Source organism: Actinophytocola xanthii (assembly GCF_001921205.1).
Taxonomy (GTDB): Bacteria; Actinomycetota; Actinomycetes; order Mycobacteriales; family Pseudonocardiaceae; genus Actinophytocola; species Actinophytocola xanthii.
In genome coordinates this window covers 1-21,608 of sequence record NZ_MSIE01000008.1, presented here as the reverse complement: position 1 = coordinate 21,608, position 21,608 = coordinate 1, and the positions used below count along the sequence as shown (strand labels likewise).

Sequence of the window (21,608 nt, the reverse complement as noted above, 5' to 3'; positions counted from 1 at the left end):
CGCCCGTTTGTCGGTCCGATGTGGCAGCATCGCGCGGGTGACCAGCAGGCCTACCGCGCAGCAGCTGCGTGACCTTGCCCGGCTGCGCAAGGTCCGCGACCGGATCGACCGGGAGTACGCCCAGCCACTGGACGTCGAGGCGCTCGCCCGCGGCGTGCACATGTCGGCCGGGCACCTCAGCCGGGAGTTCCGGCGTGCCTACGGGGAGTCACCGTACTCCTACCTGATGACGCGGCGCATCGAGCGGGCCATGGCGCTGCTCCGGCGCGGCGACCTCAGCGTCACCGAGGTCTGCTTCGCGGTGGGCTGCTCGTCGCTCGGCACGTTCAGCACCCGCTTCACCGAGCTGGTCGGCGTGCCGCCCAGCACCTTCCGCGCCGAGTCCGCCCGCACCACCGCCGGCATTCCCGCCTGCGTGGCGAAACAGGTCACCAGACCGGTCAGGAATCGAGAAGCGCGGGCCCGGAGCCGGGCCTAGCGTGGCCGCCATGGACATCACCATCAACGCCACGTTCCTCCCGCACGAGGACGCCGAGGCGTCCCTGGCCTTCTACCGCGACGTCCTCGGCTTCGAGGTGCGCAACGACGTCGGGTACGGCGAGCACCGCTGGATCACGGTCGGCCCGACCGGGCAGCCTGGCACGTCCATCGTCCTGTATCCGCCCGGCGCCGACCCGGGCATCACCGACGACGAGCGCCGCATGATCGCCGAGATGATGGCCAAGGGCACCTACAGCAGCATCATTCTGTCCACGAAGGACCTCGACGGCACCTTCGAACAGGTGCAGGCCGGTGGCGCCGAGGTCGTCCAGGAGCCGACCGAGCAGCCGTACGGGGTCCGCGACTGCGCCTTCCGGGACCCCGCCGGCAACACGGTCCGCATCAACGAGGCGCGCTGAGCCGTTCCGGCCCAACAGATGGAGACACGATGAGCACGGCCACGAGGACCGAGACGTCGACGTCCACGTCGCACGCAGCGGACAGCCACGACCTGATCCGCGTACATGGCGCGCGTGAGAACAACCTCAAGGACGTCAGCGTCGAGATCCCCAAGCGCCGCCTCACGGTGTTCACCGGTGTCTCCGGGTCCGGCAAGAGCTCGCTCGTGTTCGCCACGATCGCCGCGGAGTCGCAGCGGTTGATCAACGAGACCTACAGCACCTTCGTCCAGGGCTTCATGCCCTCGCTGGCGCGGCCCGAGGTGGACGTGCTCGAGGGGCTGACGACCGCGATCATCGTCGACCAGCAGCGGATGGGTGCCGACCCCCGGTCCACGGTCGGCACCGCGACCGACGCCAACGCGATGCTGCGGATCCTGTTCAGCCGCCTGGGCAAGCCGCACATCGGCTCGCCCAAGGCGTTCTCCTTCAACGTTGCCTCGCTCAGCGGCGCTGGCGCGGTCACCGTGGAACGGGGCGGCCAGAAGGTGAAGGAGCGGCGTGAGTTCAGCATCACCGGCGGCATGTGCCCGCGCTGCGAGGGCCGCGGCTCGGTCTCCGACATCGACCTCAGCCAGCTCTACGACGACTCCAAGTCGATCGCCGACGGCGCGTTCACCATCCCCGGCTGGAAGTCCGACAGCTGGTGGACCGTGCGGATCTACGCCGAGTCCGGCTTCATCGACCCGAACAAGCCGATCCGCAAGTTCACCAAGAAGGAGATGCAGGACTTCCTCTACCGCGAGCCGACCAAGGTGAAGGTCGAGGGCGTGAACCTCACCTACGAGGGGCTGATCCCGAAGATTCAGAAGTCCTTCCTGTCCAAGGACAAGGAGGCGATGCAGCCGCACATCCGGGCGTTCGTCGACCGGGCGGTCACCTTCACCACGTGTCCGGACTGCGAGGGCACTCGGCTCACCGAGGCCGCCCGGTCGTCCAAGATCAGGGGGATCAGCATCGCCGACGCGTGCGCGATGCAGATCAGCGACCTGGCGGAGTGGGTCCGCGATCTCGACGAGCCCTCGGTGGCGCCGCTGCTCGCCAACCTGCGGCAGACCCTCGAGTCGTTCGTGGAGATCGGGTTGGGCTACATCTCGCTCGAGCGCCCCTCGGGCACGCTGTCCGGCGGCGAGGCGCAGCGGGTCAAGATGATCCGGCACCTCGGCTCCTCGCTGACGGATGTCACCTACGTCTTCGACGAGCCCACGATCGGCCTGCACCCGCACGACATCGAGCGGATGAACAACCTGTTGCTGCGGTTGCGGGACAAGGGCAACACGGTGCTGGTCGTGGAGCACAAGCCGGAGACGATCGCGATCGCCGACCACGTGATCGACCTCGGCCCCGGCGCGGGTACGGCGGGCGGCACCATCTGCTTCGAGGGCACGATCGAGGACCTGCGGGCGAGCGACACCACCACCGGTCGCCACCTCGACGACCGCGCCAGCCTCAAGGAGACGGTGCGCAAACCAACGGGAAAGCTGGAGATCCGCGGGGCGACCAGGAACAACCTGCGGGATGTCGACGTCGACATCCCGCTCGGGGTGCTCGTCGTCGTCACCGGCGTCGCGGGTTCGGGCAAGAGCTCGCTCGTGCACGGCTCCATCCCCGCCGGCGCGGACGTCGTCTCGATCGACCAGAGCGGGATCCGCGGGTCGCGCCGGAGCAACCCGGCGACCTACACCGGCCTGCTCGACCCGATCCGCAAGGCGTTCGCCAAGGCCAACGGGGTGAAGCCGGCGCTGTTCAGCGCCAACTCCGAGGGGGCGTGCCCGAACTGCAACGGCGCCGGGGTGATCTTCACCGACCTCGCGCTGATGGCCGGGGTGGCCACTACCTGCGAGGAGTGCGAGGGGAAGCGGTTCGAGGCGTCGGTGCTCGACCACCACCTCGGTGGCCGCGACATCAGCGAGGTGCTGGCGATGTCGGTGACCGAGGCCGAGGAGTTCTTCGCCGCCGGCGAGGCACGCACGCCCGCCGCGCACAGGATCCTCGAGCGGCTGGCCGACGTCGGCCTCGGCTACCTCAGCCTCGGCCAACCCCTCACGACGTTGTCCGGCGGCGAGCGCCAGCGGCTCAAGCTGGCGACCCACATGGGCGAGAAGGGCGGCGTCTACGTCCTGGACGAGCCGACCACCGGCCTGCACCTGGCCGACGTGGAGCAGCTGCTCGGCCTGCTGGATCGCCTGGTCGACTCCGGCAAGTCGGTCATCGTCATCGAGCACCACCAGGCGGTGATGGCGCACGCGGACTGGATCATCGACCTGGGCCCGGGTGCTGGCCACGACGGCGGTCAGATCGTGTTCGAGGGGACCCCCGCCGACCTGGTCGCGAAACCGGCGACCCTCACCGGCCAGCACCTGGCGGCCTACGTCGGACGCGGCTGAGAGCGCTCGACCAGCGTCGGCAGCAGGTCGCGGACCCGCCGCTCGATGTCGTCGCGAACCGACCGCACCGCTGCCAGCTCACGGCCGGCCGGGTCGTCGAGCTGCCAGTCGAGGTACCGCCTGCCCGGAAAGATCGGGCAGGCGTCGCCGCACCCCATCGTGATGACCACGTCGCTGGCCTGCACGGCGTCGACGGTCAGCACCTTCGGCACTTCGGCGGCGATGTCGATGCCCACCTCGGACATGGCCTCGACGACCACCGGGTTGACCGCGTCCGCGGGTTGGGAGCCCGCCGAGCGAACCTCGACCCGCCCCCGCGCCAGGTGGGTGAGAAACGCGGCCGCCATCTGCGACCGGCCGGCGTTGTGCACGCAGACGAAGAGAACCGAAGGCAGGTCCGCGCTCACGCCGTCACCTCGGCAGGTCGGCGGAGCAACGACGCGAGCATGTCGGTCGTCTCGGGACGGAGCCGGTAGTAGACCCAGGTGCCGCGACGCTCGGAGTCGATCAGCCCGGCCTGGCGCAGGAGCTTCAGGTGGTGGGAGATGGTCGGCTGGGAGAGGTCGAAGGCCGGCGTCAGCTCGCAGACGCAGACCTCGCCCCCGGCGCCCGACCCGATCATCGACAGGAGCCGCAACCGCACCGGGTCGCCCAACGCCTTGAACACGGGCGCGATCTCGGCGGCGCGCTCCTCGGACAGCGGAGCCGTCGTGAGCTCGGCGCAACAGGAAGACATCGACACCTTTCTATATTGACACCCTTCGATCCAACGGGCAAGGTGATTGGACATCCATCTATGCAGCGTCGAAAGGAGTCCTTTTCATGACCGAGCACACCGAAGATCTGCGCGAGACGGTCCGGGCTCGCTACGCTGCGGCGGCGACAGCCGTCAGTGCCGGCGGCGGATGCTGCGGTCCCCAAGCCGTCGAGGTGGACGAGAGGTTCGGCGCCGCCCGGTATCCGGCCGACGAGCGGGTCGAGCTTCCCGTCGAAGCGGTGGCCGCGTCCCTGGGCTGCGGCAACCCCACGGCGGTGGCCGACCTGCGCCCCGGTGAGGTCGTCCTCGACCTCGGTTCCGGCGGCGGGATCGACGTGCTGCTGTCGGCCCGCCGCGTCGGCCCGACCGGCAAGGCCTACGGCGTGGACATGACCGAGGAGATGCTGTCGCTGGCCCGCACCAACGCGGCGAAGGCCGGGGCGGAGAACGTCGAGTTCCTCAAGGGAGACATCGAGAACGTCCCACTCCCCGCCGAGGCGGTGGACGTGGTGATCTCCAACTGCGTGATCAACCTGTCGGTGGACAAGCCAGCCGTCTTCGCCGAGATCTTCCGCGTTCTCACCCCCGGCGGCCGGATGGGCGTGTCCGACGTGGTCGCCGAGGACACGGTGACTCCCGACCAGCGGGCCGAGCGCGGCTCCTACGTCGGCTGCATCGCCGGGGCGCTCTCGATCAGCGAGTACCGCCAGGGCCTCGAGTCAGCCGGCTTCACCGAGGTGGCTGTCACCCCCACCCACCAGGTCGCCGACGGCATGCACTCGGCGATCATCCGCGCCGTGAAGCCCACGACCTCGTCGTAGTGCGACGGCCGTAGCCGCTCGTGTAACGGCCTGTTCGCGCCACGGCAACCAGTTACCGTGAACGAGATCATGGCCAGGCCCCACCGCGCCGAGGCCCCGCCAGGGGGGCGGATCGCCGAGTTCGAGCAGGTGTACCGCGCACACGTGCGAGACGTGACCGCGTACTTCGCCCGGCGAACCCGTGACCCGCAGAACGTCGCTGACCTCACCGCGGACACCTTCGTACGGGCGATCACCTCGTTCGCGGCATTCGACCCCGCTCGTGGAAGTCCACGCGGCTGGCTGCTCGGCATTGCCCGGCACGTCTTCGCCCGGTACTGCGAGGGAGTGAGCCGGGGCAGGGATGCCGCGGCCCGGCTCGCCGGATGGCGGGAGCTGGACGTCGACGAGGCCGCGGAACTGGTCGTCCGGATCGACGCGGAACGGTCGGGGCGGGCGCTGCTCGACGGGATGGCTGAGCTGTCCCAGGCGGATCGTGACGTCATCGAGCTGGTGGACATCGCCGGAATGGACCGGGGGGAGGCAGCTGTCGCGCTCGGCATCTCGCCGGGCGCGATGCGGATCAGGCTGTTCCGGGCGCGTGGCAGGTTGAGGAAGGTCGTGGGTGAGAACCATGGGTAAGTTCGAAGATCAGCTGCTTGACCGGCTGCTGACCCAGCACGGACACCTGTTGGCGGCGGAGCACCCGGCCGCTACCGCCACGGCCCCGAAACGCCACCGGGCGCGATGGGTGGCCGCGGTCGGCACCGTCGCGGCGGTGGCCGCGGGAGTCGTGGTGGCGCAGGCCCCGTTCGGCGAAACCCCAGTCGCCTCCGCCGCAGTCGCGGAGGCGTTGAACAGCGCCGCGGACAAGATCGGCTCCGCCGACCCCGTCGTGGCGCCGGGTCAGTACCTGTACGTGGAATCCCACAGGTGGGACATGGGTAGCTACGTTCTGGCCAAGGACGGCATGTCGGAGGCCGAGCGCCGCATGTCGGAGAGCGGGCGCACGGTGTCCTACCTTCAGGAGAACGTCATCCAGACCTGGGTTCCCTACGACCGGAACCAGGAGTGGATGCAGCGCAGTTACGCAACCGGGAAGCGCGAGTGGTTGCAGGGCACCGAAGCGGAGCTACGGGCAGCGGGCGTCGACCCCGATGCCCCGAGCCCGGAAGTGCGCCGCGCGAAGTGCGGCGACTTCTACCCGGAAGGCGGCATGCGACCCTGCGAGCGAGAGGGCAGCTGGCAGGAGCCGACCCCGGAGTTCGTGGCCGAGCTTCCCACCGACCCCGAGGAGCTCTACGAGGAGATCCTGGACGAGGCCGAGGAGGATGGCGACGATCCTGCGGCAGCGGTCCTGGAGTTCGTGGACGACGCGATCCAGCGCGGGCTGATGCCGGCCGCCCTGCGTGCCAACCTCTACCGGGCGCTGGCGTTCGTCCCCGACCTGAAGATCAAGGACAGGAACGCCAACCTCGACGGTCGAATCGGCATCAGCTTCGGCATCGACCGGAACGGCAAGCGCGAAGAAGTGATCATCGATTCGAAGACGGGCCAGTACATCGGCGGCCGCACGACGGTGCTGGCCGGCGGCGAGCTACCGGCCGGCACGGTCATCAGCTACAGCGCGCTGTCCACATCGGTCGTGGGCGAGCTGGGCGCACTACCCGCCCGCTGACGTCGAACGAGGACAGCCCGATCGGGGTACCGGGACCCCGATCGGGCTGCGCGCGTCTGTCGTCCGGACAGCCCCGGGTTTCCCGTGCGGCCCGCGCGGCTATGCAGTGGCAGCACGTAGCCACGCGGCAACGTGAGGCGGTCCTTTCGTCGCGAGATATATATGGTGGCGGCAGCCGCTGCGGCGATGAGCCAAGTGTCATTCAAGGAGGGCATGTGGGACCGAATTGTCCTGCGAACGACGGCGTGGCGGTCACCGTGCCGTCACCCGTTGTCCTAGGCGGTGTCAGATGGACATGAACGGACACCAGGCCCAACTTCCGCCCGTGGTGTACGTGCCGTGTTCGGACGACATCCAGGGTGGTGAGCTGGCCGTCGACCTCCGCCCGACCCGCGACGGCCGCGTCGCGTTGCTTGTCTACTCCGCACTCGACCGGCTGGTGAGCTGCTGCGGACCCAACCAGCCATGGGTTGTGATGCCGACCGTCGACCTGGACAAGATCGCCGAGCGAGTGCGTTTCGACATGATCTTGCTTGATCTGGAGGTACCGGAGGAACACCGCAGGAAGGCGGCGGCTGCGCGATGACCGACGGCTACAGCGTCGACGGCGGGCTCGAGGGTATCGCGAGCACCCTGCGCTCCGCCGGCTCCAACCTCGGCGGCATCGGGGCCCCGCCACCCGCTCCCGACGCGGGCGACCTCACCGGCGCTCTGACCATGATGATCGTCGGCTTCACCGACAGCGCGGCGGAAGTCGTCCTCGGTGTGGGCATCGCGGGAGACAACGTTGCCGCCGGCTCCGAGACCTATCTGAACCTGGAGGACTCGGCCCGGCAGGGCCTGCCCATCGTCCAGTAGCAGCTATCCCGTACCTGAGGAACTCATGCCCATCGACACCAAGATCGACGGTGACCCGGAGAGCATTCGCGGTGCTGCCCGCTGGATGCGCGGCACGCTGTCCCCCGGCATCCACAACTGCACGACACAGATCTACGCCGCTCGCACCAACTCCGAAGCGGACTGGCTCGGCGAGGCGGGCGACAAGTTCCGGGCGAGGATGACCAGCGGCGGCGGCAAGGCCGACACCTTGGCCGCCGACGCAGACGCGGCTGGCCAGTCGATGGAGGTCTTCGCCGACGACTTACAGACCGCGCTGACCCGCATGGCCCGCGCCCGCGAGATCGCCGCTGCCGGTGGGCTGACGCTGACCAGCACCCAGATTCTCGACCCCGGCCCAGCACCGGCCGACCCGGGCACGCTCGCGCCGGACGCGTCTGCTGAGGAGGCCGCCGCCCACCGGTCCGCGGTGCAGGCGCAGAACGCTCATGCGCGTCAGGTCGTCGCCTACGACGAGGCGCAGACCGAGGCCAGCGCCGCGCGCTCGATACTCGACTTCGGCAAGCAGGTCGCTCAGAACATGTGGGCCGACCTGACCGGTAAGGCCGCATTCCAGGCCGCGGACCTGGGCACCGGCGTCGCGGGTGCCCTCGCGGCGGCGAACGCCAGTGCATTGCGCGGCCAGGCGCAAGCGCTTGCCGCGTACGGCGAGACGCTGGCGCAGCGATATGTGTCGGTCGGCGCGGAGACCCGCTCCGCGGACGTGGCGCGCTGGCTCGCCCAACGGGGCATGGGATCCACCGACGATCTCGCTGGCGGATCGAACGCCGGCGCCCTGCGCGCGATGCAGGCCGAACGACTCCGGATCTCCGGCCAGATGTACAACAACGCGCTGTCCACCGAAGCCGCCGAGGCAGCGGCAAAGCGCGCCGGCGGCGTCTCGCGGATGCTGAACCCCATGCTCAGCCGTTCCGCACCCGTACTGCGGCACGTGCCAGTCGTGGGTCTCGCCATCACCGCCGCCGGAGTCGGCTACGACATCCACACCGGCAAGCCGGCCGGAAAGGCCATCGTGTCCGGACTGGCCGGGTTCGGGGCGTCGGTCGCCGTCGGTGCGGCGATCGGGGGACCAGTCGGCGCGGTCGTCGGAATCGGCGTCGGGCTGGTAGCGAGCGGGGTCGCCGACGCTGCCTACGACGCGTTGCCCGACAGCATCACCAAGCCGTTCGAGCAAGGCGTGTCCGCGGTGGGCGATGCGGTCGGTGACGGTGCGGAAGCGGTGGCGGACGGAGCCAAGAAGGTCTGGGACTCTATCTTCTAGCTGTGACCACTCAGCCGTGGCCGGTCCAACGCCGGACGTCGTGGCTCGTGACAGCGGTGCTGCTCGGGTCGGCCGGTGCCGGCGGCCTCGTACTGGGAGTTGCCGCGGTCTCCACGGACGGGGTCGGCATCCTGCTGGTGGGGAGCCCGTTGCTGATCGTCGCCGGCGCACTGGTGTACCTGTCCCGGGCACGTCGGCAAGGCACCGGCGGCCTGGCCGTGCGCGAGGTGGCTGAACTGGCGGAGCGCGGGGTCGTCCTGCCGTACTCAGCCGCTCTCGGGTGGGGATACGTTGTGGCGGGCGTCTACTGTCTGCTGTTCTTCGGGCTGATCGCGGTCGGCGGGTTGGCCGCTGGGGGCGGCGGGGGCGTGGCACTGCTGGTGGCGGCGTTGCTGGTGTGCGGCTACCTGTTGTGGTGCGTGATCGACCTGGCCCGCGGGCGGCTCCAAACGGGACTCGTTGCGCTGACCCCGAGCGGGATCTACCACCGCTCGTGGGCCATGCGCTCGTACCTACCCTGGAACGACGTGGTGGAGGTAGTTCCGGCCGACGTTCGGGGGCCGCTCGTACAGGTGATCGCGGCGGCGAACACGACCGGGTGGGTGCGGCGCACCTCGTCGGCGTGGCGGCAGGGAGAGCTGGCGTTCGCGCCACACCTGGCCGTACAGGGGCGTTTCCTGGCCGCGGACCCCGCGCTGCTGTACCGCGCGGTGCGCTTCTACCTGGAGAATCCCGCCGCACGAGCCGAACTCGGAAACGACGCGGCGCTGACAAGGTTCGCGGGTCTCTGACGACAGGTCGCCGTGCTCACGAACCGGCCGGAGTACCACCTGGCGCGATCAGGTAGCACGCCTGCAACACGACAAACCCCAGGGCGTCCACAGTGCGACGACCTGGGGTTTTGTGTGTGGAGCGGATGACGGGAATCGAACCCGCGTTCTCAGCTTGGGAACCAGCCCAACGCCGCTGAAAAGGTAGCCTGAACTGCTGCTTTGTCGGACTTCAGGTGACCGTTGTTTACCGCTGCTGACAGAAGATCAACCCGCGGTCGGCGAGCAGCGAAAACAGGCATGTTTAAGATCAATAGGTGCCTTCCGGGGCAGCGAAACGACCGGCATTGAGCCTTCGACGTTTGGGTTCCCAGCGGCGAGAACACGCGGCGGCCACCATCGACCGAAAGGCCGAGATCGTGGTCGTCCGCGCGCGTCACGGGAACGCGTGCCGTCGGGCCGCGACCACGATGAGGAGCGCCGGGAGGCTCATCAGGGCCGTCGCCGCGGGGAGGGCGACCACACCGCCGACGGCCAGGACGAGCCCACCCGCGCTGCCGCCGAAGGCCATCGCCGCGTTCCAGAGGGTGACAAGCATGGACTGGGTTCCGTCGGCCGCCGCCTCGCTGTGCCGGCCGCCGGCGACGGCGCCCGCCGTCTGCAGCAGGGTTGGAACACCTCCCCAGCCCAGTCCCCAGGCCGCGGCCGCGACGTAGACGGCGAACGGTGACCGCGTGACGGCGAACACCATGGCCGCGGCGGCGACGAGGCCGATGCTCGCGATGGTGAGTCGCCGGAGGTCGCGGTCGACGCGTTTCCCGACGAGCCAGATGCTGACCAGGCACGCGATCCCGAAGACCAGGAGAACGAGGTCGGTCCGGTCCGCCATACCCGCGTCGGCGAGGTAGGTGGCGACGAAGGTGTAGATGATCGTGTGCGCGAGCACGAAGACGAGCGTGACCGCCAGCACCGCCGGGACGCCCGGCACCGCCAGCGCGACCAGGATCGACCTCCGGTCGCCCCGCGTGCGGGCCACACCGGGGAAATCCGCGACGCCTACGGCGATCCAGGTGAGGACGCCGATCGTCAGCAGGCTCATAGCGCCGAACGCGGCGCGCCAGTCCAGCACGTGACCGAGGAACGTGCCGGCCGGGACGCCGAGCGAGAGGGCGAGGGGAACGCCAGTCATGGCAACGGCTGTCGCCCGTCCGGCCAGCCGGGGCGGGGCCAGCCGCCTTGCGTACCCGGCGAGCATGGACCACGCCACGCCCGCCGCGGCTCCGGCGAGGAACCGGGCGATCATGACCACCGCGTAGGTGGGGGCGAGAGCGGTCAGCGTGTTGGCGGCGAGGAAACCGGCCATCGCCGTCAGCAGGAGGCGCTTGCGCCGCCAGTGCGCCGTGGCGGCGCTGAGCGGCACCGCGGTCAGGGCGGTACCCACCGCGTAGACGGTGACGGCCTGGCCCATGGTCGAGTCGGACACGCCGAGGCCGTCGCTCATCCCGACGAGGACACCGGCGGGAAGGGTCTCGGTGAGGCTGGTGATGAACACCGCTGTCGCCAGCGCTAGGAGCGGCGACAGGACAAGTCGGTTCGTGGTGGGGTCGGTGCGAGTCACGGGGCAATGGTGAAACCTCACACCGATGTTAGAATCAAGTCCGATCCAGCGCGGAGGTGGATGTGCGGATCGGCGAGCTGGCTGACCGGACCGGCGTGAGCGTCCGGTCGCTCCGGTACTACGAGGATCAGGGGCTACTCGTCCCGACCCGAACCGCCGGCGGGCACCGCACCTACCCCGAGACCGCGCTCGACCGCGTCATCCGGATCCAGGAGCTGTACGCCGCCGGCCTCAACAGCGCCAAGATCTTCGACATCCTCCCCTGCATGCGCGACGTGGACGGCCGGCCGAGCGAGCGCGCCACACCCCGGCTGGTCGACCGACTGCGCGCCGAGCGCGCGCGCATCGACCGGCAGATCGCCGAGCTGCGGCGAACTCGGGACGTGCTCGACGACGTCATCGCTAACGCCGAGACGGAGCACTCCACCGCACCGGATCAGTCGTCCTGACCGGACGGCGGATCCGGTGCGGCCCCGCTCTAAGGACGCTGTGACAGAGGAGGAGTGTGGGAAGGCCCTACGGAGATCGGCTGTCACTTGGCTGTCACAGGTAAATGCGCTGGTCAAGTGGTCTCAAGTGACAGTGTGACAGGTGTGACAGCCCTGACGGATCGTCTAGTCTCTCCCCGTTTCGATCCGGCGCCGCTCTGCCGCTGCGGACCGATCACCCACGCAGGTGAGGAACGCCTACAGGCAGGGCCGCCTAGGTACTCTCGTAGGTGTTCGGTGTCCGCTGCGAAGAGGAACAGAACGATGCCTGATGAGGCGGTCAGGGGGATGCGGGGCGTTCGAACAACGTGCCCGACTTTCGGTGCGGCAGCTCGATCGTGCGCACCTTCGTCCACCCATGCAGCTCGTACCAGCGGTGCAGTGCGTGGGCCGTCCGCCAGACGTCGAGCCTGACCACGGCCAGGTGCGCTCTCGCCGCGTAGTCGACAGTCCACTCCAGGATCAATTGTCCGAGGCCGTGCACTACATCCGGGGCGCCTGCGTCTGGCGGCAGCGTGGCTAGCTTGGCGAGGTACAGAGCGGGGATCGCAAGTTCGTCAGGTGACCAGAAGTCCGTGTCCCCAGAGGTAAAGACCGTGATCGTTCCAACCGGTTCATGTTCCCGACTCTCCGCGATCCATGTTTCACCCCGCGAGATTGATGCCTTCAGCTTCGCTGGCCACCGGGGGAACGTCGACCACTGATCGCTCCCACGTCGCCTCAGCCAGGCCACCCGTTGACCGAGGATCTCCAAGACTGTGTCAAGGTCGTCCGGCTCGGCCTGCCGCAGCAGCCAGCCCCTGGTCACGACTTGACCTCGTAGGTCACGGTCCAGCGGTCGGAGGGCAGAATCGACCGCATGTGCCGGACGGGGATCCCCTTTTCCGTGCGGCTCGTGCGGTCGTGCACTGTCATGGCCAAACCAGGTGCGACCCTCCCGGAGTGCTCGCATCGACCGGTTAGGGGCACGCGGGGGGCACGACAAGGGTTCGCGATCTAGAAACGACAAACCCCCGGGTCCACAGTAGACATGCTGTGACCTGGGGCTTCTGGCTTGGAGCGGATGACGGGAATCGAACCCGCGTTCTCAGCTTGGGAAGCTGATGTTCTACCATTGAACTACATCCGCAACACCCGGTGTAGCCGGGCATCGCTGAGGATACACGGGGCCGCCGGCTAGGGTGAGCGGGTGTTGCTGAGCGATCGGGATCTGCGCAAGGAGCTCGCGGACGGGCGGCTGGGGCTCGACCCGTTCGACGAGGCCATGGTGCAGCCATCCAGCGTCGACGTGCGGCTGGACCGCTTCTTCCGGGTGTTCAACAACACCCGGTACACCCACATCGACCCGCGGCAGCAGCAGGACGACCTCACCACGCTCGTCGAGGCGGTGGACGACGAGCCGTTCGTTCTGCATCCGGGGGAGTTCGTGCTCGGCTCCACGTTCGAGGCCGTGCGGCTGCCGGACGATCTCGCGGGGCGACTGGAAGGGAAGTCGAGCCTGGGGCGGTTGGGGCTGCTCACCCACTCGACCGCGGGGTTCATCGACCCCGGCTTCGAGGGTCACATCACGCTCGAGCTGTCCAACGTCGCCAACCTGCCGATCACCCTCTGGCCGGGCATGAAGATCGGCCAGCTCTGCCTCTTCCGCCTCTCCAGCGCCGCCGAGAACCCCTACGGCTCCACGGCCGCCGGCTCGCGGTACCAGGGGCAGCGGGGGCCGACCCCCTCACGGGCGTACCTCAACTTCCACCGCGTCGACACCAGCCGCTAGGCGGCGCTCGCCCTGGACCGGGGTGAGCAGGGCGCCGGCCAGTGGGAACAGCGCCCCGGCGGCCAGTGCCAGGGGGTACCCGAACGCGGTGATCAGCGCGCCGAACAGCGGGGCCGCGGCCATCGCCACCGCGTTCTGGGCGGTGTTCTGCACGCCGAGCGCCCGGCCGGCCCAGAACGGGCCGGCCAGCTCCGCCGTCGCGGTGAAACCCAGACCGTTGTCGGTCACCGACACGATCAGCACCGCCACCAGCGCCACCACCGACAGCCACGAGTCGAACGCGTCGCCCAGGGCCCACCCCACCATCGTGACCATCGCGACCACGGCAATCACGCGCATCGGACCCAGGCGGTTGCCGACCCGGTCCGACCACACGCCCGCCACGATCCGGCCCACCGCGCCGGCCACCTGCACGACCGCCACCAGCCGGCCCGCCGCGACCGGGCTCCAGCCCCGCTCGGACACCAGGAACGCCACCGCGAACGTCGCCGCCACGAACTGCGGGCCGACCAACAGCGCGCTCGCGGCGTGCAGGCGGACCAGTGTCCGGCCGGTCAGCGCCCGGTAGGGCGACTCGGTGACCGCCGGGCGCGGCGGTCGCGGTGGGTCGACCACGACGACCAGTACCACCACCGCGGTCAGCAGGCACAAACCCGCCGGGAGAGCCAGTGCGGGCACGAAGCCGAACCGGTCCGCGAGCGGAGGCAGGGTCGCCGCGGCGATGCCCACGCCGATCGGCTGCGCGGTCTGCCGCAGCCCCATCGCCAGCCCGCGCTCGCGGGCGCCGAACCAGCCGAGTACCGCCCGTCCGCTGGCCGCGTTCACCGACGCCGCGGCGGCGCCGGCGAGCAGCAGGCCCACCCCGAGCAGCACCAGGCCGGGCACGAACAGGCTGCCCAGCAACAGCGCCCCGGTCCCGACCAACCCCGCCGCCATCACCACGCGCTCGCCGTACCGGTCCGCTGCCGCTCCCCACGCGATCAACGCGGCCAACAGACCAAGCAGCGGTGCCGACACCAGCAACCCCGCCTGGGCCAGCGACACCCCGGTCGACGCCCTGAGCTCCGGGATCAGGAACGCGACCCCGTACAGGAAGCTCGACGTGGTCGCCTGCGCCGCGACCCCGGCGGCGAGGACCAGCCAGCGTCGGGTCATGGCCCAACGGTAAGTGCTGGTTCCCGCTCAATGGGAATGAGCTCCCACACTCTGAGCAGACGGCCCGGGGTCGTCCCCGAGTCGGCTCGGGGGCGTTCCCCGATGTACCGACCCGCCCGCATCCCTAGCGTCGAGACGACTGAACCTGCGACGAGGGGCTTGACATGCGGATCTGGCGAGGGGTGGCGGCCGGTGCGGCGCTCGTGACCGGGCTGGGAGTGCTCGGCGCGTGCGGGTGGGACATCACCAAGGAGCGGGCTTCCGACGAGACGAAGGTCACCGAGCGGATCACCGCGGTGCGCTTCGCCAACGACGCCGGCAACATCACGATCCGACCGGGCGACTCCTCGTCGGTGCACCGGGAGATCCACTACGAGGACGAGCGGCCCGGTCCCACCCACCGTGTCGAGGACGGGGTCCTGGTCCTCGAGGACTGCCCCGACGACGGCTGCTGGATCGACTACGAGCTCGTCGTCCCCGAGGGGGTCCGGGTGGATGGCGCCGTCGACTCCGGCCACGCCGAGATCCGCGGTGCCGGGGAGGTGAACCTGCGGGCCAGCTCGGGTGACGTGACCGTCGAGGACGTCCGGGCGCCGGTGAACGTCGAGGTGAGCAGGGGCAACGTCACCCTGGACCGGATCGCGGGCACCGCCCAGGTGCGGGCCGCCTCCGGCAACGTGAGCGTCGGCCTCGCGGCCGCCCACGACGTGCGGGTCGACGCCTCCAGCGGCAATGTGGAGGTGACCGTCCCCGACGCCGCCTACCGCCTCGACGCCGACGCCGGCGGCGGCCACCTCGACAGCGACATCCAGGACGACCGGAGCGCCACCCACCACCTCGATCTACACACCGACAGCGGAAACATCGAGGTCAGGCGCTCCTGACCGCCTCCGGGAACGATCCGGCGCCGTCCCGCGTTGAAGGAGTCAGGAAGGTTGAGTGTGACCGGCTCAACTCTGGTTTGACGAGCCGGCTCCCTCGTCGGCAAACTTGAGCGGCAGGGACTCAACCCACACAGGTAAGAGCAGCAGGAGGAAATCCAATGGCGCGAGCGGTCGGTATCGACCTGGGGACGACCAACTCCGTCGTCGCCGTCCTCGAGGGCGGTGAGCCGACGGTGATCGCCAACTCCGAGGGTTCGCGGACCACCCCGTCCGTTGTGGCCTTCGCCAAGAACGGCGAGGTACTGGTCGGCCAGCCGGCGAAGAACCAGGCTGTCACCAACGTGGACCGCACGGTCCGGTCGGTCAAGCGGCACATGGGCACGGACTGGACCACCGAGATCGACGACAAGAAGTACTCGCCGCAGGAGATCAGCGCCCGCGTGCTGATGAAGCTCAAGCGGGACGCGGAGTCCTACCTCGGCGAGCCGATCACCGACGCGGTGATCACCGTCCCGGCCTACTTCTCCGACGCCCAGCGGCAGGCCACCAAGGAGGCCGGGCAGATCGCCGGCCTGAACGTGCTGCGGATCGTGAACGAGCCGACCGCGGCCGCGCTGGCCTACGGGCTGGACAAGGGCGAGAAGGAGCAGACCATCCTCGTCTTCGACCTCGGCGGTGGCACGTTCGACGTGTCGCTGCTGGAGATCGGCGAGGGCGTCGTGGAGGTCCGCGCGACCTCCGGTGACAACCACCTCGGCGGCGACGACTGGGACCAGCGCATCGTCGACTGGCTGGTCGACAAGTTCAAGCAGTCCTCGGGCATCGACCTGACCAAGGACAAGATGGCCCTGCAGCGCATCCGTGAGGCGGCGGAGAAGGCCAAGATCGAGCTGTCCAGCTCGAACAGCGCCGGCATCAACCTGCCCTACATCACGGTCGACGCCGACAAGAACCCGCTGTTCCTGGACGAGACGCTGTCCCGCGCCGAGTTCCAGCGGATCACCAGCGACCTGCTCGACCGCACCCGTGCACCGTTCAACACCGTGATCAAGGACGCTGGCATCAAGGTCGGCGACATCGACCACGTCGTGCTGGTCGGTGGTTCCACCCGCATGCCGGCCGTGTCCGACCTGGTCAAGGAGCTGACCGGCGGCCAGGAGCCGAACAAGGGCGTGAACCCGGACGAGGTCGTCGCGATCGGCGCGACCCTGCAGGCCGGCGTGCTGCGCGGCGACGTCAAGGACGTGCTGCTGCTGGACGTCACCCCGCTGTCGCTGGGCATCGAGACCAAGGGTGGCGTGTTCACCAAGCTCATCGAGCGGAACACGACGATCCCGACCAAGAAGTCGGAGATCTTCTCCACCGCGGACGACGGCCAGACCACGGTCGGCATCCAGGTCTTCCAGGGTGAGCGCGAGATCGCGGTGCACAACAAGAAGCTGGGCACCTTCGACCTCACCGGCATCCCGCCGGCACCCCGGGGCGTCCCGCAGATCGAGGTCACCTTCGACATCGACGCCAACGGCATCGTGCAGGTCAGCGCGAAGGACCTGGGCACGGGCAAGCAGCAGTCGATGACGATCACCGGCGGCTCCGCGCTGCCGAAGGACGACATCGACCGGATGATCAAGGACGCGGAGGCGCACGCCGAGGAGGACAAGCGCCGCCGCGAGGAGGCCGAGGTCCGCAACCAGGCCGAGACGCTCGTCTACCAGACGGAGAAGTTCGTCAAGGACAACGACGAGAAGATCCCGACCGAGGTCAAGGACAAGGTCAACAGCGCGATCCAGGACGCCCAGGACGCGCTCAAGGGCAACGACACCGCGACCATCAAGGCCGCGATGGAGAAGCTCGCCACCGAGTCGCAGGCCATGGGCTCGGCCATCTACGCGCAGACCGGCGCGCAGGCGGGCGAGGGTGCCGGCGGCGGTGCCGGTGCTGGTGCGCCGGGTGGTGAGCAGGCCGCGCCGGGCGCCGACGACGTGGTGGACGCCGAGATCGTCGACGAGGACGGCAAGAAGTGACCTCCGACCACCGAACCGACGAGAACTCCGGAGAGGAGCCGCGAGTCGTCGTGCGCGACCGCCGTCGAATCGACCCGCAGACCGGGCAGGTCCGCCCGGCGTCGGAGGAACCGGCGCCGGGCGAGCCGGGGCACGAGCAGGTCACGGACCAGGGTGGCCAGGTGTCCGACGAGGCGCCCAGCCAGGAGGCGGAGCTGAAGGCGCAGCTCGACGAGCGCACCGCCGACCTGCAACGCCTCCAGGCCGAGTACGCCAACTACCGCAAGCGGATCGACCGCGACCGGGAGGCCGTGGTCACCCAGGCCAAGGCGTCGGTGGCGAGCGAGCTGCTGCCGGTGCTCGACGACATCGAGCGGGCTGCCCAGCACGGCGACCTCACCGGCGCGTTCAAGGCGGTGGCCGACAAGCTCGCGGCCACGCTGGAGCGCGTCGGGCTCGAGGGCTTCGGGCACGACGGCGAGCCGTTCGACCCGTCGGTGCACGAGGCGGTCCAGCACGACACCTCGCCCGACGTCCCCGGCCCGACGGTGACCGCGGTGCTGCGCCGCGGCTACCGCTTCGGCGACCGGGTGGTGCGTGCGGCGCTGGTCGGCGTCACCGACCACGAGCCGGCGGCGGCGCCGGCGGCGCCCGGGCCGTCCGCCGAGGGCGGCGGCACGGGCGACTGGTTCGAGCCGACCGGGGCGGACACGCCTCCGGCCGGCCGGGCCGACGAACAGAACTGACGAGGAGGGAGGGGACGTCCGGTGAGTGCGAGGGACTGGATCGACAAGGACTTCTACCACGAGTTGGGCGTCTCGTCCGGCGCCAGCGAGAACGAGATCAAGAAGGCGTACCGCAAGCTGGCGCGTGAGCTGCACCCCGACGCGAACCCGGGCAACGCCCAGGCCGAGGCCCGCTTCAAGGCGGTGTCCGAGGCCTACGGCGTGCTCGGGGACGCGGAGAAGCGCAAGCAGTACGACGAGGCCCGCCGGCTCTTCGGATCCGGCGCGTTCCGCCCGGGCGGCGGCGGGTTCGGCGGGTTCGGCACCGGCGGGACCAACTTCGACTTCGGCGACATCTTCAGTGGCCAGCAGGCCGGTGCGGCCGGCAGCGGTGGCATCAGCGACCTGCTCGGCAACCTGTTCGGTCGGCGGGCCGGGGCCACCGGTACCACCAGCCGGCCACGCCGCGGCGCGGACGTCGAGACCGAGGTCCGCATCGACTTCGTCGAGGCGGTCAAGGGCGCGACGGTCCCGTTGCGCCTGTCCAGCCCCTCGACCTGCTCGACCTGCCAGGGCTCCGGCGCGCGGCCCGGCACCACCCCCCGTACCTGTCCGACCTGTTCGGGCGCGGGGCTGGTGAGCCGCAGTCAGGGCGCGTTCGCGTTCAGCGAGCCGTGCCGGGACTGCCGCGGCACCGGGCGCATCGTCGACGACCCGTGTCCGGAGTGCGGCGGCGACGGGACAAGCACCAAGACCCGCACGCTCACCGTCCGCATCCCGGCCGGCGTCGACGACGGGCAGCGGATCCGCCTGGCCGAGCAGGGCGAGCCCGGCTTGAACGGGGCCCACGCCGGCGACCTGTACGTGCTCGTGCACGTCAGCCCGCACCCGGTCTTCGGCCGGTCCGGGAACGACCTGACGGTCAAGGTCCCGGTGACGTTCCCCGAGCTGGCGCTCGGCACGACGCTGACCGTGCCGACGCTCGAGGACAAGGTGTCGCTGCGGGTGGCACCGGGCACGGCGAGCGGGCGGGTGCTGCGCGTGCGCGGCAAGGGCATCCACCGCCGGGATGGCCAGGTCGGCGACCTGCTGGTGACCCTGCAGGTCACCGTGCCGTCGAACATGGACGAGAAGGCCAAGGCGGCGCTGCGCGACTACCTGGCCGCGACCGCGGGGCACGACCCCCGGCCGGAGCTGACTTCGATGCTGGAGAAACGGAGTGGGTCATGACCGGTATCCCGTTCCCACCCGGCGCCAACGAGGACACCCCCGTCTTCGTGATCTCCGTGGCCGCCGAGTTGTCCGGCCTGCACGCCCAGACCCTGCGCGGCTACGACCGCATGGGTCTGGTCTCGCCGGGCCGGACCTCGGGCGGCGGCCGCCGGTACTCGATGCGTGACATCGCACTGCTCCGGGAGATCCAGCGGCTCTCCCAGGAGCAGGGGGTGAACCTGGCCGGGGTCAAGCGGATCATCGAGCTCGAGAACGAGGTGAGCGCCCTGCGCTCGCGCCTGGCCGAGCTGACCGAGGAACTCGCCGCCGTGCACGCCGCCGCCGAACAGGCCGCGGCCGCGATCCACCGCTCCTACCGCAATGAGCTGGTGCCGGTCCGGCAGCAGACCGCGCTGGTCGTCTGGAAGCCGCGCAAGCGCTGAGGCGGCCGGTCAGTCCAACGTGAACGGGTCGTAGGTGATCCGGTCCAGCGGCGTGCCCGCGACCAGCATCCGGGAGACCGTCGAGCGCACCATCGCCGGCGAACCGGACACCAGCACGTCGTGGTCCTCCCACGCGCCGTACCGGGTGACCACGTCGGCCAGCGTCCCCTGCTCCGCGCCGTACGCGTGGTCCGACTCGAGGACCGGGACCAAGGTCAACCACGGGTTCGACGCCGCGAGCGCGTGCAGGTTCTCCAGGTCGTACAGGTCCGAGCGAACCCGGCCGCCGAAGAACAGCTGGACCCTGGGGTTCTCCCCCCACTTCGCCAGGTGGTCGATGATCGCGCGCATCGGCGCGATACCGGTACCGCCGGCGACCATCAGCACGTCGCGACCCGAGTGGCGGTCCACCCGCAGACGCCCCATGGGCGGGCCGATCCGCCACCGGTCGCCCGGCTCGGAGTAGCCGACCATCGCGCGGCTCACCCAGCCGCCCTCCACGGACCGGACGTGGAACTCCAGCATCCCGTCCTCGCGCGGAGCGGTGGCCGGGCTCAGGTACCGCCACATGCGTGGCCGCTGGGGCGTCTCGACGCTGACGTACTGGCCGGGGTGGTAGGCCAGCGGGAACTCCGTCCGGACCCGGATGACGGCCAGGTCGCGGGTGATGCGGTGGCGGTCGAGGACGGTGGCCGGCCACCAGGCGGGGTCGTCGTCGGCCGAGGCCGCCTCGAGCATCGCCCGAGCCATGATCGTGTACGCCTCGGCCCAGGCCCGCTCGACCTCGTCGGTCCACGCCTCCTTGGCGAACTGCTTGACCGCGGCCAGCAGGGCCATCCCCACGGCCTCGTAGTGGCTGGCGACCACGCCGAACTTGCGGTGGTCGCGCCCGAGCTGGCGCAGGAACGGGACCAGCTCGTCGGGCCGGTCCACCATCTGTACGAAGTGCACCAGCGCGCGCAACAGCCGGGAACGCTGGACCTGCATGTTGACCGGGAACATCTCCCGGGTCGCCGGCGCGATGGCGAACAGGGTGGCGTAGAAGTACTCGGCGACGCGGTCGGCCTGCGGCGCGACTCTGGCGAAGCTCTCCCGCACCAGCCGCACCATGGTGACGATGGGTTCTGGCGAGGCCTCGGCGCCGTTCCCGTGCGGGTACTGGGAAAGCGGGCTCACCACTGCGTTGGATGTCATGGCCGGGACACAGACTCCACCTCTCGACGTCCGGGGTGCGACGCCGTCGGCTGTTTTACTCGCCACCGGTTCCCCGACAGGCTGGACACTAGACGGAATCTCACCCGTTGTCGCGCTCCTGGCACATTGGTGCGAACCAGTGCTACGAAGAGTAGTGAATTTCTGCGCCGCAGGCGACATGCGGGGGAGTGGTTCACACGGTAGGCGGGCGTTATGAAAGCGTGTCCGCCGTGCGCCCAGACGCGGTAACCCCCACCGGCGTTGCCCCTCCAGCTCTGTTGGACCTCGAGTTCGCCGAGGATGGTGCAAGCTCCGGCCCTGGTCAGCCGGCCTCTCCGCCGCTCGCGGCCCCGGCACCACCGGTCGCGCCCACGCGCCAGATTCACCCACTCGGCCGAACCGCGGCGCCGTCCCGAGCTCCGCAGGCGCCACCGTCCCGACCGCCGGGACATCCCGCCGCCCCCCGACAGGCCCCCGCTCCCACCACGGCGGCCGTCGCTGGGAGCGCGAACGGCTCGGTGAACCCGTGGGCCCCGGTGACCGGTGGGGCGATCCCGCCGCACGGTCACCCCGGCGCCGGCCGTCCGGCCGCCGCGGGGGGCCCGGCGGCCGCCGGCGGGCCCGGGC

Annotated in this window: 23 protein-coding genes and 1 tRNA gene; 17 read left to right on the top strand and 7 right to left on the bottom strand. The window is 70.0% G+C overall.

From position 1 onward, the window contains the following. Positions 1 to 37: 37 nt before the first annotated feature. From BU204_RS06560 to BU204_RS06550, 3 genes are read left to right on the top strand one after another with little or no spacing between them, the layout of a single operon-like run. Positions 38 to 478 carry a helix-turn-helix transcriptional regulator gene (locus BU204_RS06560; protein ID WP_075124658.1) on the top strand — a complete coding sequence of 147 codons (441 nt, stop codon included), beginning with the start codon at positions 38 to 40 and terminating at the stop codon, positions 476 to 478. A 10-nt stretch (positions 479 to 488) separates the two neighbouring features. Next, positions 489 to 899: a VOC family protein gene (locus tag BU204_RS06555; protein ID WP_075124816.1), complete on the top strand. Its 411-nt coding sequence runs from the start codon at positions 489 to 491 to the stop codon at positions 897 to 899. Between the two features lie 29 nt (positions 900 to 928). Next, complete coding sequence (locus BU204_RS06550) at positions 929 to 3,325, top strand: ATP-binding cassette domain-containing protein (protein WP_075124657.1); 2,397 nt, start codon at positions 929 to 931, stop codon at positions 3,323 to 3,325. Here BU204_RS06550 and BU204_RS06545 read toward each other — a convergent pair. Both BU204_RS06545 and BU204_RS06540 read right to left on the bottom strand, forming a co-directional pair. Further along, complete coding sequence (locus BU204_RS06545) at positions 3,307 to 3,732, bottom strand: arsenate reductase ArsC (RefSeq protein ID WP_075124656.1); 426 nt, start codon at positions 3,730 to 3,732, stop codon at positions 3,307 to 3,309. The genes BU204_RS06550 and BU204_RS06545 overlap by 19 nt on opposite strands. After that, positions 3,729 to 4,061 (bottom strand): ArsR/SmtB family transcription factor, encoded by a 333-nt coding sequence (locus BU204_RS06540; protein WP_075124655.1) that lies wholly within the window; start codon positions 4,059 to 4,061, stop codon positions 3,729 to 3,731. The genes BU204_RS06545 and BU204_RS06540 overlap by 4 nt, the downstream gene beginning before the upstream one ends. A gap of 86 nt (positions 4,062 to 4,147) precedes the next feature. Between BU204_RS06540 and arsM the strand changes: the two genes are divergently transcribed. The 7 genes from arsM (at position 4,148) to BU204_RS06505 (ending at position 9,509) form a co-directional block, all read left to right on the top strand. Then, the gene (gene arsM / locus BU204_RS06535) at positions 4,148 to 4,903 is read left to right on the top strand and encodes an arsenite methyltransferase (protein ID WP_075124654.1); all 756 of its coding nucleotides are present in this window, start codon (positions 4,148 to 4,150) and stop codon (positions 4,901 to 4,903) included. Between the two features lie 57 nt (positions 4,904 to 4,960). Continuing rightward, the gene (locus BU204_RS06530; RefSeq protein WP_083661063.1) at positions 4,961 to 5,524 is read left to right on the top strand and encodes an RNA polymerase sigma factor; all 564 of its coding nucleotides are present in this window, start codon (positions 4,961 to 4,963) and stop codon (positions 5,522 to 5,524) included. Then, positions 5,517 to 6,560: a CU044_5270 family protein gene (locus BU204_RS06525; protein ID WP_075124653.1), complete on the top strand. Its 1,044-nt coding sequence runs from the start codon at positions 5,517 to 5,519 to the stop codon at positions 6,558 to 6,560. The genes BU204_RS06530 and BU204_RS06525 overlap by 8 nt, the downstream gene beginning before the upstream one ends. A gap of 295 nt (positions 6,561 to 6,855) precedes the next feature. Beyond that, the gene (locus tag BU204_RS06520; RefSeq protein WP_075124814.1) at positions 6,856 to 7,146 is read left to right on the top strand and encodes an SAV_915 family protein; all 291 of its coding nucleotides are present in this window, start codon (positions 6,856 to 6,858) and stop codon (positions 7,144 to 7,146) included. Next, positions 7,143 to 7,418, top strand: coding sequence for a hypothetical protein (locus tag BU204_RS06515; RefSeq protein WP_075124652.1), 276 nt, complete (start codon positions 7,143 to 7,145; stop codon positions 7,416 to 7,418). Before BU204_RS06520 ends, BU204_RS06515 begins: the two co-directional genes overlap by 4 nt. 25 nt (positions 7,419 to 7,443) lie before the next feature. Continuing rightward, positions 7,444 to 8,718 carry a hypothetical protein gene (locus BU204_RS06510; RefSeq protein ID WP_075124651.1) on the top strand — a complete coding sequence of 425 codons (1,275 nt, stop codon included), beginning with the start codon at positions 7,444 to 7,446 and terminating at the stop codon, positions 8,716 to 8,718. 2 nt (positions 8,719 to 8,720) lie between these two features. Continuing rightward, entirely contained in the window at positions 8,721 to 9,509 is a 789-nt protein-coding gene (locus BU204_RS06505; protein WP_143229334.1) for a hypothetical protein, read from the top strand. A gap of 415 nt (positions 9,510 to 9,924) precedes the next feature. Here BU204_RS06505 and BU204_RS06500 read toward each other — a convergent pair whose 3' ends face one another. Next, positions 9,925 to 11,106 (bottom strand): MFS transporter, encoded by a 1,182-nt coding sequence (locus tag BU204_RS06500; RefSeq protein WP_075124649.1) that lies wholly within the window; start codon positions 11,104 to 11,106, stop codon positions 9,925 to 9,927. Between the two features lie 62 nt (positions 11,107 to 11,168). On the opposite strand from BU204_RS06500, the gene BU204_RS06495 reads away from it, so the two are divergent. Further along, positions 11,169 to 11,555: a MerR family transcriptional regulator gene (locus BU204_RS06495; protein ID WP_075124648.1), complete on the top strand. Its 387-nt coding sequence runs from the start codon at positions 11,169 to 11,171 to the stop codon at positions 11,553 to 11,555. A 319-nt stretch (positions 11,556 to 11,874) separates the two neighbouring features. On the opposite strand, the gene BU204_RS38920 is transcribed toward BU204_RS06495, so the two are convergent. Both BU204_RS38920 and BU204_RS06485 read right to left on the bottom strand, forming a co-directional pair. Further along, a complete protein-coding gene (locus BU204_RS38920; protein ID WP_143229333.1) occupies positions 11,875 to 12,060 on the bottom strand; it encodes a hypothetical protein in 186 nt (61 codons plus the stop codon). Between the two features lie 589 nt (positions 12,061 to 12,649). Continuing rightward, a tRNA-Gly gene (locus BU204_RS06485) sits at positions 12,650 to 12,723 on the bottom strand. Between the two features lie 60 nt (positions 12,724 to 12,783). Between BU204_RS06485 and dcd the strand changes: the two genes are divergently transcribed. Then, on the top strand, positions 12,784 to 13,365 hold the full coding sequence (dcd, locus tag BU204_RS06480; RefSeq protein WP_075124646.1) for a dCTP deaminase: 582 nt from the start codon (positions 12,784 to 12,786) through the stop codon (positions 13,363 to 13,365). On the opposite strand, the gene BU204_RS06475 is transcribed toward dcd, so the two are convergent. Then, complete coding sequence (locus BU204_RS06475) at positions 13,321 to 14,520, bottom strand: MFS transporter (RefSeq protein WP_075124645.1); 1,200 nt, start codon at positions 14,518 to 14,520, stop codon at positions 13,321 to 13,323. The two genes, dcd and BU204_RS06475, sit on opposite strands and share 45 nt — an antisense overlap. Positions 14,521 to 14,684: 164 nt before the next feature. Between BU204_RS06475 and BU204_RS06470 the strand changes: the two genes are divergently transcribed. From BU204_RS06470 to BU204_RS06450, 5 genes are all read left to right on the top strand, one after another. Continuing rightward, entirely contained in the window at positions 14,685 to 15,404 is a 720-nt protein-coding gene (locus BU204_RS06470) for a DUF4097 family beta strand repeat-containing protein (protein WP_075124644.1), read from the top strand. Positions 15,405 to 15,562: 158 nt separating this feature from the next. Then, the gene (gene dnaK, locus BU204_RS06465; protein ID WP_075124643.1) at positions 15,563 to 17,428 is read left to right on the top strand and encodes a molecular chaperone DnaK; all 1,866 of its coding nucleotides are present in this window, start codon (positions 15,563 to 15,565) and stop codon (positions 17,426 to 17,428) included. Further along, entirely contained in the window at positions 17,425 to 18,153 is a 729-nt protein-coding gene (gene grpE / locus BU204_RS06460; protein ID WP_083661060.1) for a nucleotide exchange factor GrpE, read from the top strand. The genes dnaK and grpE overlap by 4 nt, the downstream gene beginning before the upstream one ends. Positions 18,154 to 18,174: 21 nt before the next feature. Next, positions 18,175 to 19,362: a molecular chaperone DnaJ gene (dnaJ, locus tag BU204_RS06455; protein ID WP_075124642.1), complete on the top strand. Its 1,188-nt coding sequence runs from the start codon at positions 18,175 to 18,177 to the stop codon at positions 19,360 to 19,362. After that, on the top strand, positions 19,359 to 19,787 hold the full coding sequence (locus tag BU204_RS06450; protein ID WP_075124641.1) for a heat shock protein transcriptional repressor HspR: 429 nt from the start codon (positions 19,359 to 19,361) through the stop codon (positions 19,785 to 19,787). The genes dnaJ and BU204_RS06450 overlap by 4 nt, the downstream gene beginning before the upstream one ends. A gap of 9 nt (positions 19,788 to 19,796) precedes the next feature. Here BU204_RS06450 and BU204_RS06445 read toward each other — a convergent pair whose 3' ends face one another. Next, positions 19,797 to 20,897, bottom strand: coding sequence for a globin domain-containing protein (locus BU204_RS06445; RefSeq protein ID WP_075124813.1), 1,101 nt, complete (start codon positions 20,895 to 20,897; stop codon positions 19,797 to 19,799). Positions 20,898 to 21,608: the final 711 nt, after the last annotated feature.